The following is an 11,899-nucleotide window of genomic DNA, read 5'->3' as shown; positions in this document are numbered from 1 at the left end:
TATGCGTAAAAAAATAACATTCCTACTTTTTGCATTACTATTGTCCTTCTGTTTCTTTCCTGTTCGTGCCGATTCAAGTGATCATGTGATTGATGAACATGGGATCCTTAGTCAAGAACAAAAGGAAAACTTAGAACAATACGCCAAAAAAATTGAAAAGAATCAAAAAATCAGTGTTTATATTCGTGTTTATCAAGATATGAAAGGATATTCCACCATTGAAGCCTTCTCTGAAAAGATATACACCAGTCAAAACCTAGGTTCTGGTCAGGAGCGTGAAGGAATTATGCTGTTATTGACCATGAGAGATCGTGGTTTTGATATCGTAGCTCATGGTAAAAAATCGAAAGCCATCTATCATGCTAAAAAACGGGAAAAAATCGCTTCTAAAGTAGTGAATAACTACTTACGTCAAAACAACTATTATGAAGGCTTTAGATGTTTTATGAAAGAATGTGTCAATACTGTGATGGTTCCTTTCTATATCCGTTGTGCTATTTCCGGCATTGTTCCTTTATTGATAGCTGCTTTGTACGTTTTTGCTTTAAAAAGACGCCATCATAGTGCCGATATTCAACTGGAAGCAATGGATTATATTCAAAGAGGTCTACAATTATCGAAACAAAGTGATATTTATCTCTACACAACCACCACGGTGATTCATAAACCAAAAAATGATTCTTCTGATGACGGAGGTGGATTCCATAGTTCCAGTAGTGGTAGCTTTGGTCATACATCCGGTCATTTCTAACGAATTCTTTTGGAGACAGCTAATCCATCTCCGATTTCTAAATAGAAGTCAGTGTGGAAGCGGCTGTCTTTTTTTAATCTTTCTTGGAATTTTTGAATCTTATGAACCAGTTGCTTTGTGCCTCGATTTTTCGTCTTGGAATCATCTTCCACCAAACCATGAAATTCTAAATTATCAAACATAAAATACGTTCCAATATGGCTATTTCTTATGAAATGTTCCACATAACGAGCGTATTGAGCTTTCGCTGCATCTACAAAGATAAAATCGTAGTCTTGGTGACTTTTAAAATTAGCGGCATCTTCTAAATAAACATGAATTCGGTCTTCTAATTGGGCATTTTGAATATTTTCTAAAGCCTGTTTATATCGTTTCGGATCAATTTCTAAGGTATCAACACACATGTCAAAACGAACATTGGCCATCTGAATGGCTGAATAACCGATAGCCGTTCCTATTTCTAAGATTGATTGAATCTCTAAATGTTCTGCTAGAAAAGACAATAAAAACGCAAGCCCATCATCTTGAATGATTGGAATATGATCTTGTCTTGCTTTTTCTTTTAAATCCATATCTTTATTTTACTGTTTCACATTTCATTTTCACAATAGAAATATGTTAAAATACAACTCAATTTATTGAAAACCATTCACTGATATTGTACTGAAACCATACAACCCAAGTTCTAAAAAATATGAATCCTATACAAAAAATTCTAGCTATTATTAGCTAGAATTTTTCAATTTGAATCATTCATTTGTTTTGTCGAAGTGAACATAACCGGAAGGATTGGCAATCCACTTATTTTCACCAATACGATACCAGGTATAATTATCGGCTTCTTTCATTTCCAAGACATCAAAACGATCACCGTTATTGAGTGTTCCTAAATCTTTCCCTTTCGTTGTGGGTTGATTCCGAATATGAAGACCACTCTTTATGATGCTAACTTTTCCTAGTACCGTTTCTTTAGGGGTACTTGGAGTTTCTGTATTATTTTTTTCTGATTGTTTTGAAGACTCTTGTTGTTTAGCTGTTTCTTGAGTTTTTGGAGTCGTCACTTTTTGATCTTTATTCTTGTTACCAAGGAAATAATCCAAGGCTAGCCATTCCGCAGCTAAAATAATGATACCAACTAAGATATAAATCATAGTTGTCTTAAAGCCGTTCTTCTTTGGTTTCTCCTTAATTTCTTCCACCGCTTCTTTTTGCATGTCTTCTAATGGAGCAGATACTTTTTCTTTGATTATCGGAGTGTCTACCATTTGCTTAGGCACCACCATTTCAAATGAGACTAATAACTGAGCATATTCTTCAAAGGAATATCCTTCTTTAGATAAATGGTCTTTTGCCCGATCCAATAAAGATTGAACATCTTCTTGAGATAAACGAATTTTAGAAGCAATGCTTCCAATATCCATCTTTTTAAAGGCTGAGAGATTTAAAACCGTTCGTTCTCCCTCACTTAAACCATCACTATACGCAAATACCTTAGCCCAAACATTTTCATCATCCAATAGACCGATGTTCCTTAATTCACCCACTTCAAATGGATTTAGCGGCAATAAGCTTTCCAGTGCTTTATCCATGGTTTCTTCTGATAACCAAGCATCAAAATGATCCACATGTTCCAGTGCCACATCCAAATGTGTGAAGACCTTGGTGATCGTGTTCTTAGTGATTGATTTCGCTAATTCTTTATTTCCCGTATACAACTTTGAATTACGGTAAATTTCTTGTTGGTAGCTTTTCACCAGTTTATTTAAACTCTCAGCATTTCCATTTTTCGCTTCTTGAAGAACAACGTTTAATATCCTTTTATCCATACTTACCTCTACCCATACATTATAATCTATTTTTTCTCATCTATGAAATCACTGCTACTTAATCCGCAATAATAAAGTTCTAATTTGAAGTAATTTTTTACTTTTTCAAATGTTTCTATATGATTTTGTGAGCAAGAACTGGATTTAGAACCATTTTTGAAATGATACGTACAACTTCCCGTACTGGCAACATCGCTCTTCCAGTTATAACCATATACCAAAGAATAATTTCTATATTGGAAAGTATACTGATCAAACATAAAACTATATTCTTCCCTCGTATTAAAGGTTGATTTGAAATGATCGTCGGATACTTTTTTATAGTTTAAGCGGCTGATTAATCTTTTTTTCAATGTAGCCATAGCATTGCTTTCTGGGGCATCATCATTTTTAGATTCAGTTTTGATTTTTGAAGTATCAATTTTCTTAAAATGAATGTATTTCTTCTCTAGATTCTTTTGTTCTTCAGAAATGTTTATTTTTGTATGACCGACTTGACTTCTTTCTGCTTTGGATTGGTATTCAATTTCAACTGTTTGATGATTTTTTTTAACTTCCAATGTGAATTTCACCGTTTCTGAGACAAAACGATCTTTTTGAAAGACATCGACAATTTCATTTTTCTTCACTTTTAATTCATCCACTTTATTTAAGCCATAGCTGTCAAAATGCTTTAAAAAAACTTCTTTCGCTACATCTGGTTTATAGGAAAAAGTATGAACTCCATCTTTTTCTTGATATCGTTCCAATTGCTCTGATTTGATTGTTCGGCTTGGTTCTACCGGGACAAGCATTGTTTTAATTAACTTATTTATTGTCATTTCTTCATAATAGGAAACGCCATTGAAAGTATTATGTAATCGTCCGTTATAATAATTTCCCTTAAGCTTTGAAGTTTGTCCATTCGCATGGATATTTTGTGAAAAGGTCGCTTGATTTCCATCTCTTTGAAGTAAAGCATCCTGTGTATAAGTGTCTAATGTTTTATCTGAAAATTTTAAATCGTATCGAGAATGAACAGCTAGGGTGTAGTTATCCGTTTTCTTTTCTTCCGGAAAAGATTGTATCTTCATCGGCTCTTTTTTAGATCCGCATGCCACCAATGTTAGGCATAATAGACAAGTTAATATTTTTTTCATACGTCTATTCTACCCTATTTCCAAGGAATGCGGGATAGAAAAATGATGGGTGAATCCTATCTGTTTAAAATATTTTCTATGGTTAGGGAACAATAGAAATTGTTTAGAGAAAGAATTACCTATTTGAGTTAAATAACAAATTCTATCATCCCCGCGAAATGAATTTTAATGAAAAAATTCGTTATTTTTCAAAAATAATGGAGATGGCGTTTATTTGAAGTGTTAAATCGTTATACGGTATAATAAGAACATGTTGAAGAAAAAAATTATCAAAATCTTAGTGGGTATAGGGATGGTTCTTCTTTGTTTGACACCTGTTTTTATGCCAACTAAAGCAATAGAATCGGATAACACTCCTATTTTTGAGATTTCTTTAAATGATTCAGAGCCTTTTGAGACAATCAAAAAAGATGTGATTCAAGCTGTTTCTAAAACAAACTCTTCTATTCGTTTGGATAAGATTTCGATTGAAAAGAGTTTATTGGAAGTACAGGATTTTATTCCTGGTAAAGTGGGTTTTCAACAAGTGACAGTAAAAGCACGTCTTTTTAATACGGAAGAAAAGGATTCTGATAAGAATATTGGTTATTCTTTTACGAAAAAGATTTTGGTCAATGTAAAAAATTCAAATAAACCTGTTATCAAATTAAAGAGTGATACAGTCATTGTGAATAATGGAGATGATTTTAATCCTTCCACACATGTTTCTTCGATTTATGATGAAACAAACATTTTGCCTTTATTGACAACGCAAGGTAATGTGAACATGAAGAAGGATGGGACATATTCGATCAATTATAGAGCGGTGGATATCAGCGGAATTCAATCAGATACCAGTATGACGGTAAAAGTTGTCACACCGGCGGAAGTGAAAGCGAAACAAGAACAAGCTAAGAAGTCGAAAAATCCTTTTCAAACGGTGGATGTGTCTTCTTTAAGCAAAGCAGAAATTGGCAGTCTTCAATTTGACAGCCGTGGTTTATTGGTTGAGAGAGCTTCTCCAAATGCACAATTAGCAATCAATATGTTGTTGAGAATTCCGGGACATTCTAGGGGCTCCACTTACCATCAAATCACCGGTTTAGATAAATTAATTGATAGTTTATCGACTCCGGAAGCCGTCTATGTGATTCATCGGATTGAAGGGGCTGGTTTTGGACAAACGGGAGCCGGCTATGCAGGATCGGATACGCCTGCCTCTCATAAAGCCTTTGTGATACAACAGGTAAATCGTCGTTTTGGTGGTTCTATTCATCAATTGTTGAAAAAATGGGGTACTTATTCATATACAGGGTACTAGTTTTGAAGGCTTTAAAATTTTAAATTGAGAACTTATTTTAAAACATCCATAGAAATACTATGTATTGCGATGGATGTTATTTTTATATACAGATTAAGTAGTTCCCGCGTGAGCGGGGGTGATCCTTCTTGATGACACAGATAGATAAAGGGCATGAGATGTTATCTTTCGTATGGGGACTTCCTAGACCTACCTATATTGTTGGTAGCGGAACAGGATTACATTTATATTTTGTATTTGAAAGACCAATACCGCTTTTTAGAAGCACTGTAAAGGAATTAGAGCGTTTAAGAAGAAGAATTACATGGCAAGCATGGACACAGGGAGCTTCAAGTTTGCATGATAATGTTCAATATGAGAGTCTTTTTCAAGGATTTAGGATGGTTGGAAGCATTACAAAGAATGGAGAGCGTACAAGAGCGTTCAAAGTAGGTGAAAAAGTCACGGTAGAATACCTGAATCAATATGTTCCAGAAGAGTATAGAGCTGTCAAATTTAGTTATAAATCTAATCTGCTCTTAAAAGATGCAAAAGAAAAGTACCCAGAATGGTATCAAAAGCGAATTGTAGAGAAGAAACCAAAGGGTACATGGGTATGTAAGAAAGATTTATATTATTGGTGGATCAGGAAATTAAAAGCTGGAGTGCAACAAGGTCATAGATATTGGTGCATCATGACCTTGGCAACATATGCAAAGAAATGTGCTATTCCTTTTGAAGAATTAGAAAAAGATGCATATGGACTAATACCTTTTATGAATACAAAGGGTGATAAATTTACAGAAGATGATGTATTACATGCATTAGAGGCCTATAACGATAGTTATATTACGTATCCGATCAATACTATCATTCAAAGAACGGATATCCCAATTCAAAAAAATAAAAGAAATTATAGAAAGCGGAGTATTCATTTAGAGAGAGCTCGCGCAGTACAGGCAATTGATTATCCAAATAATTCATGGGCTGGAAGAAATTCAAAAAAAGTTGTAGTAAATCAGTGGCAATTAGATAATCCGAATGGTAGAAAAATAGATTGTGTTAGAGAAACAGGATTATCAAAGCCAACAGTTTTAAAGTGGTGGAATACTGATGAATAAAAAGAAGTATTTAAGGAAGTATTTAAGGAATACACAACGCGTGCGCGCGACCTAATTTTTCGTTATTGAATACAATATTTTGATTGATATATAATGGAAGTGTATAGGAGGGAATTTATGGAATTTATTAAATACCCTTACGCTAAGAGGGGAACAAAATTAAATTACAACCCTTATCGTTACAAGAATGGAGAAATATATTAAACACATATTTTTATATGTGTTTTTTATCAATCAAAATCTTTTATAAATTACAAAGAAAGGATAAAATAATATGATAAAAAAGATTATAACGATAGTTCTTACTATGTCATTGATAACGACTTTTAGCAATATTACAAATATTTATGCATATGAAGAAAATAATAAAAAAATTTCAAATAGTGCATGTGGTGTGATGACAGAAGAACCTATAATGGATAAAAATTACATAAACGAAAAAGGCGAGCTGGTTAATCACTTTCAGGATAATACACAAGTTATTTATCACGAAGACGGAACAATAACGGTTTATTCTCCATTTGGAACTAAGCCAGAGAGTTTTGATGCAACATATAGGAGTGGTTGGATAGCAATTGGGATAGCCGTATTGAAAATAGTAGGGGGGATTATTAGTACTTGTTCAGCAATTCAATATGTGACAGGACACGACATATGTAGGATTGTTTTAAGATATATTACAAATCCTAAAAAAACAGAATACTCTGTTGATGCAATATACCACGCAGGGTATATTCCTGGATGTGAACCTAGACATTCGCTACCATGTAACTCTGGATATTGGGAGTATAACGTCCACTAATTAGTCGATATGAGAAAGTGCTATTTAAAAAAAATTGCAGTTGCTTTTTTGACAATCATTTCTATTCTCTACATATTTAATATAATTTTATTTCCGTCGAATAGAATAATTCAGGTAACAATTGGTATGCTTATGCTATTTAGTATAATAATTATAATCAGAAAAAAATAAAGAGATAGGACGGCAATCCTATCTCTTTTCTCCATTAGGGAGGCTTAGATTATCAAAGCCAACAGTTTTAAAGTGGTGGAATACTGATGAATAAAAAGAAGTATTTTTACTTATATACTTCTCTTCTATGGCCTATTGTTAGAGCTAATATTACAAATTGATTATCATCAATCAGACATATCAACCGATAATCTCCAATCCTATATCTCCATTGTCCACTCCGATTAGCAGTTAAACCTTTTCCATGAATACGAGGATCATCACAATTCATAATATTTTTTGATATCCAAGACTGAATCATCCTCTGAGTATATCTATCAAGCTTTTTAAACTCTTTTTCAAAGCGAACAGATGTTTCAAGACGGTAACTCATAGATCTAATTCTTTCCATAGTTCTTCAATCGGTCTTGATTGATAACCACTATCCACATATTCCTTATATGCTTCACTTGCAACTGCAATATCATACTCATCTTCAATTCTCTCAAATAAAGCACGTTTAAAAGCTTCACCTAAAGAAACAGAATGAAGTTTAGCATAACTTTCAGCCAAGGCTTTCTCTTCATCAGTTAATCTGATAGAAAAAGACATAATAAATCTCCTTTCCGTAGTACTATGTACTACCTATATTATAATAATATATCTATCCATAAGAAAGTCAATGAAAATGTAAATATTGACAACAAATAGAAATCACACTACCATACAAGAAAGAGGCCTCGCCGTATGAGAGCGCAAACACACCGTTAAGGCTACGCCGTAACAGTTCTCTTCGAGGTTTGCTGCTATCGCTATGCCTAATGTATATGGTCAAAATACTAAGATAACCGATGTCGTCGGTCGTTCTCGCTACATATCTGGTGAATCGGATAAGCAGGAAGAAGTTGTCGTACATGAAAAAAACATGGTGTATGACTGGTCGTTTTATTCTGCTTATGAACGTGAAAATGCACATCAAGAAAATCAAAGACAGAACGAGGCGAGGGAAATGATAATAGCCTTGCCTAATGAATTGGCAGATAAAAATAAAAATCAGACTTCTGTAGAACAGAAAATCATACTTAAAGAAATCTGTGATGAGCTGGTGAGCCAGATCGTAGGTGAAGGACACGATCATGAGTATGCGGTTCATTGGAACCATGACGTAGTTCCCGCGTGAGCGGGGGTGATCCTGGGACAGATAGAAAATCTCGCCTTGAAAGTGCGTAGTTCCCGCGTGAGCGGGGGTGATCCAATACGGAACATACTGGCCAAACCGTTTCGATAGTAGTTCCCGCATAAGTGGAAGGAATTCAACCAACTCCAACATATAGTCATGTTTTTTATTACAATCTAATTCTGTCAACTTTAAGCAACAAACTAAACTATCTTCACAGAATCGATATATGCCTTATTTGTTTTAATTGTTTCAAATTAAGTTTATTCTTAATTTTTTAGTGAACTATAACATAGGAGATTCACTGCATTAATAGGATAAACTTTTTATTTTGAAAATATTCTCTAGGTTTTTCAATATTTTTTAAAAGAATAAAGAAAAATCAAAGAATAAAAAAAGTCAGTATCTAACTGACTCTTTGTTCATCAGTAAACACCAACAGAACATAAAGATATGCCGATAATCGGAATCGAACCAACGACCTACTCATTACGAATGAGTTGCTCTACCGACTGAGCTATATCGGCGTACTTAGTAATGATACTGAAAAAATCAGAATATTTCAATCATTACGAGCTTATATTTTCAATAAGTGAAATTCCAACTTAAATTCAATCTTTTTAACATATGGTGCAAACTTTTTAACTTAAAACCTATGATATCCTCTTAAAAAGGATTTTATTCATTTTCAAAAACTACTCTATCTTTTTCAAAGTGATTGATTTTTGCTAATGAGTAAATATCATATCCTTTTTCACGTATCTTATTTCCGCCACTTTGGAAGACTTTTTCAATGCCAATTCCACAACCAGAGACTTCTGCTTTAGCTTGTGTACAAATATCCATCAATCCAAGCAAGGCTTGTCCGGTTGCTAAAAAATCATCCACAATTAAAACTTTATCTTTAGAATTAAGATACTGTTTGTCAATGGTAATGGTTGATTCTGTTTTTTTCGTATATGAAAAAACATGAGAAACATAAACGGAATCTGACATATTTTGCCCTTTTGTTTTTTTGGCGAAAATCATTGGCACACCCAATTCAAAAGCTGTTGTCAAAGCTATTGCAATACCGGAAGTTTCAATTGTTACTATCTTAGTAACTTCTTTATTCATAAAATGGTCGGCAATTTCTTTTCCCATCTGTTTTATGAGAATGGGATCGATTTGATGGTTTAAAAAACTGTCTACTTTTAAAATATTTCCTGGGAATATTTTCCCCTCGGCTAAAATGCGATTTTCTAATAAGTTCATTTATGAATCTCCTTCTTCAATTAAACGAATCTATAATCCTCATATTACTATGGATTCTTTTCTTTTTCATCAAATCTTTTTCCCAAATCAAGTCATTTCAGATAGAATAAGGAAGAGAGGTAATTATGAACAAAATTGTACAAATCATGGATGAAAATCAAATCGATCGTTCTTTAAGTCGCTTAGCACATGAAATCATTGAAAAAAATAATGGTCTAGAAAAGATCGCATTGTTGGGAATTAAAAGAAGAGGTATCCCTTTAGCACAGCGTTTAGCCAAAAAGCTTAAACAATTTGGTAATGTTGATGTTCCGATTGGTCAAATTGATATTTCTTTATACCGTGATGATTTAAGTGAAATTGGGGATGAACCAAGAAAAGGAGCTTGTCAGATTCCCGTTTCCTTAAAAGACTATACTTTCATTTTGGTGGATGATGTCTTATATACTGGCAGAACTGTTCGTGCTGCAATTGATGCTATTTTTGATATGGGAAGACCCATTTCGATACAATTGGCTATTTTAATCGATCGAGGACATAGGGAACTGCCTATCCGACCGGATTATATTGGTAAAAACATTCCTACTTCTAAAAAAGAAATTGTACATGTGAAATTAGAAGAAATTGATTCCATCAATCAAGTGTATGTTCAAAAGGAATTCGACTAAACGAGTTCCTTTTCTTTATTATCAGTTCATTTTATACCTATCATTTCTAATTGCCACAATAAAAAACACAATCTAATGATTGTGCCGGTAAGTGGTTCCTGTCGGGCTCGAACCGACGACCCACTGATTAAGAGTCAGTTGCTCTGCCAACTGAGCTAAGGAACCATTTGTGGATTGCCTGATTATTATAAAACAACCCACAGTATATTTGCAAGTAAAAAAACATGATTTAAAGTATAAATTATGAAACCTTATTTTCGATACTTATGTATGTAAAAGAACAGTAAAAAATTAAACATATGAGGAAAAAGAAGATATCTATCTTTAATTTATAATGGAAAAGGATTAGACATCAAGTTAAATAGTTATACAGTTGGTAAATTCGTTTTATTTTTGAAATGTCAATATAACTTTTTTCACACTAGGATAATACTCAGACATTTCAAAAAGCACTTTTGTATGTTTGTAAAGAACGCCCTCTTTTTTTCTTGTTCTGTTTTTGGAGGTGAAATCCCCAGAGCTTTGTAAGGATCTATCCACTTTCTTATTTTATTGTCTTCCAGTTCAATCCAAGCAGGGTCGATGTATATCGTTTTTCCCCCTTTTATAGTTGCCTTGACAATTGTCGCATTAAGCAATGAAACTGGAGAATTTGATAAATTTTTGGCTTGTAAAGTGATGGTTATCAATTGATAGTTATTTTCGCTTTTTAGAGTATATGGTTGACTTATTTCTCCCGGTTGTAAAATAGTATTTTTTAATTGTTTTCGTGTCGTATTTGTTAATACAAGATTTTTATATAAGCAATCATCAAGAGTATCACTACCTAAAATAAATGAACGCCCCTCATCTGCATGAAAAGTAAGCCCCTTTGGATTTTCGGAGTGAGTGATCAACATGGGTTTCAACTCATCGTAAATTTCCTTATATGACTTTGTTTTAAGTGTTTTTTGTTTCACTTTGGCAATATTCAAATAAATCCATTTATCGCTATCGTCTCTTCCCTTTAGTCGGATACCATTAACATCCATTCTCATATCCAAAATACCCATATCAATAAGAATTGGATATTGTTTAGAAACAAACGTAATAAAATTCATCATTTTGTCATAAGAAACTTTCAATTTTTCAAGAGAATGTGCATTAGTGGTATATATGAAATGTAGAGACTCCATATATTGAAGTTGATCTGAACCGATATCATAAGTTTTTTTGAAATCTTTTATGGCATGTTTGCAAAAAATCTCATCAAAATTTGTCCACAAATATGACGATCCCGTTTTGACATCACGAGCGATGGTTACACGAAAATTGAGTTGTGGATATTTATTTAATGTGACCATAAAATAACGTTTCCTATTCACATCTTTTTTCATAGTATAGGAATTTTTCCCATAGGTATTATCAAGCCATTGAATGATGCGTTGTTCATACCCTTTAGAAGAATGACGACATCCATTTAACAAAAATACAGTACACATCATTGCGGAAATCAAAATAAATTTTGGCAATTTCATATCTTTTTTACCTCAACTGTTCTTAATATAACTTGTTATTTCAATAGGTTTATCTGTAAATTTACCAATTTTATTATATATCATAAATAAAGATGGTTTAATCAGAACTTCAGTGTGGCATTTGTAGAGAATCTTAAGATTTGGACAACAACATGGCTGAAATATACTCAAAAAGGTTGGCTTTTTTCATCTTATTTCCTGCCTATATAGTAAAA

Annotated in this window: 13 protein-coding genes and 2 tRNA genes; 6 read left to right on the top strand and 9 right to left on the bottom strand. The window is 33.2% G+C overall.

The genetic code is table 11. The features are described from left to right. Window position 1: 1 nt before the first annotated feature. Window positions 2-751, top strand: a complete 750-nt coding sequence (locus HMPREF9013_RS01660; RefSeq protein WP_006626633.1) for a TPM domain-containing protein — start codon at window positions 2-4, stop codon at window positions 749-751. On the opposite strand, the gene HMPREF9013_RS01655 is transcribed toward HMPREF9013_RS01660, so the two are convergent. The 3 genes from HMPREF9013_RS01655 to HMPREF9013_RS01645 all read right to left on the bottom strand — a co-directional run bounded on the left by HMPREF9013_RS01655 (window position 748) and on the right by HMPREF9013_RS01645 (window position 3,716). After that, a complete protein-coding gene (locus tag HMPREF9013_RS01655; RefSeq protein WP_006626632.1) occupies window positions 748-1,323 on the bottom strand; it encodes an O-methyltransferase in 576 nt (191 codons plus the stop codon). The two genes, HMPREF9013_RS01660 and HMPREF9013_RS01655, sit on opposite strands and share 4 nt — an antisense overlap. A 177-nt stretch (window positions 1,324-1,500) precedes the next feature. Further along, on the bottom strand, window positions 1,501-2,577 hold the full coding sequence (locus tag HMPREF9013_RS01650) for an SH3 domain-containing protein (RefSeq protein ID WP_006626631.1): 1,077 nt from the start codon (window positions 2,575-2,577) through the stop codon (window positions 1,501-1,503). Window positions 2,578-2,603: 26 nt separating this feature from the next. Then, window positions 2,604-3,716, bottom strand: a complete 1,113-nt coding sequence (locus tag HMPREF9013_RS01645) for a hypothetical protein (RefSeq protein ID WP_006626630.1) — start codon at window positions 3,714-3,716, stop codon at window positions 2,604-2,606. A 250-nt stretch (window positions 3,717-3,966) separates the two neighbouring features. Between HMPREF9013_RS01645 and HMPREF9013_RS01640 the strand changes: the two genes are divergently transcribed. The 3 genes from HMPREF9013_RS01640 (at window position 3,967) to HMPREF9013_RS01630 (ending at window position 6,918) form a co-directional block, all read left to right on the top strand. After that, complete coding sequence (locus tag HMPREF9013_RS01640) at window positions 3,967-5,016, top strand: immunoglobulin-like domain-containing protein (protein ID WP_006626629.1); 1,050 nt, start codon at window positions 3,967-3,969, stop codon at window positions 5,014-5,016. Window positions 5,017-5,147: 131 nt separating this feature from the next. Beyond that, complete coding sequence (locus tag HMPREF9013_RS01635; RefSeq protein ID WP_006626628.1) at window positions 5,148-6,116, top strand: hypothetical protein; 969 nt, start codon at window positions 5,148-5,150, stop codon at window positions 6,114-6,116. 274 nt (window positions 6,117-6,390) lie between these two features. Beyond that, the gene (locus tag HMPREF9013_RS01630) at window positions 6,391-6,918 is read left to right on the top strand and encodes a hypothetical protein (RefSeq protein WP_006626627.1); all 528 of its coding nucleotides are present in this window, start codon (window positions 6,391-6,393) and stop codon (window positions 6,916-6,918) included. A 277-nt stretch (window positions 6,919-7,195) separates the two neighbouring features. Here HMPREF9013_RS01630 and HMPREF9013_RS01625 read toward each other — a convergent pair whose 3' ends face one another. Continuing rightward, window positions 7,196-7,462 (bottom strand): type II toxin-antitoxin system RelE family toxin, encoded by a 267-nt coding sequence (locus tag HMPREF9013_RS01625; protein ID WP_006626626.1) that lies wholly within the window; start codon window positions 7,460-7,462, stop codon window positions 7,196-7,198. Next, the gene (gene relB, locus HMPREF9013_RS01620; RefSeq protein WP_006626625.1) at window positions 7,459-7,680 is read right to left on the bottom strand and encodes a type II toxin-antitoxin system RelB family antitoxin; all 222 of its coding nucleotides are present in this window, start codon (window positions 7,678-7,680) and stop codon (window positions 7,459-7,461) included. Before relB ends, HMPREF9013_RS01625 begins: the two co-directional genes overlap by 4 nt. 202 nt (window positions 7,681-7,882) lie before the next feature. Between relB and HMPREF9013_RS01615 the strand changes: the two genes are divergently transcribed. Continuing rightward, complete coding sequence (locus HMPREF9013_RS01615; RefSeq protein ID WP_040333219.1) at window positions 7,883-8,248, top strand: hypothetical protein; 366 nt, start codon at window positions 7,883-7,885, stop codon at window positions 8,246-8,248. A gap of 451 nt (window positions 8,249-8,699) precedes the next feature. On the opposite strand, the gene HMPREF9013_RS01610 is transcribed toward HMPREF9013_RS01615, so the two are convergent. Next, a tRNA-Thr gene (locus HMPREF9013_RS01610) sits at window positions 8,700-8,772 on the bottom strand. A gap of 151 nt (window positions 8,773-8,923) precedes the next feature. After that, window positions 8,924-9,499 (bottom strand): xanthine phosphoribosyltransferase, encoded by a 576-nt coding sequence (locus HMPREF9013_RS01605; protein ID WP_006626623.1) that lies wholly within the window; start codon window positions 9,497-9,499, stop codon window positions 8,924-8,926. Between the two features lie 125 nt (window positions 9,500-9,624). Here HMPREF9013_RS01605 and pyrR point away from each other — a divergent pair, with 125 nt between their 5' ends. Next, complete coding sequence (gene pyrR / locus HMPREF9013_RS01600) at window positions 9,625-10,167, top strand: bifunctional pyr operon transcriptional regulator/uracil phosphoribosyltransferase PyrR (RefSeq protein ID WP_006626622.1); 543 nt, start codon at window positions 9,625-9,627, stop codon at window positions 10,165-10,167. A gap of 92 nt (window positions 10,168-10,259) precedes the next feature. Here pyrR and HMPREF9013_RS01595 read toward each other — a convergent pair. After that, window positions 10,260-10,332: transfer RNA gene (locus tag HMPREF9013_RS01595), tRNA-Lys, on the bottom strand. A gap of 251 nt (window positions 10,333-10,583) precedes the next feature. Then, window positions 10,584-11,684 (bottom strand): hypothetical protein, encoded by a 1,101-nt coding sequence (locus tag HMPREF9013_RS01590; RefSeq protein ID WP_006626621.1) that lies wholly within the window; start codon window positions 11,682-11,684, stop codon window positions 10,584-10,586. Between the last annotated feature and the right edge of the window lie 215 nt (window positions 11,685-11,899).

The organism is Bulleidia extructa W1219 (assembly GCF_000177375.1).
Lineage (GTDB): Bacteria > Bacillota_I > Bacilli_A > Erysipelotrichales > Erysipelotrichaceae > Bulleidia > Bulleidia extructa.
Note: the sequence above shows the minus strand (reverse complement) of the source record. Positions and strands in the feature narration are given on the sequence as shown.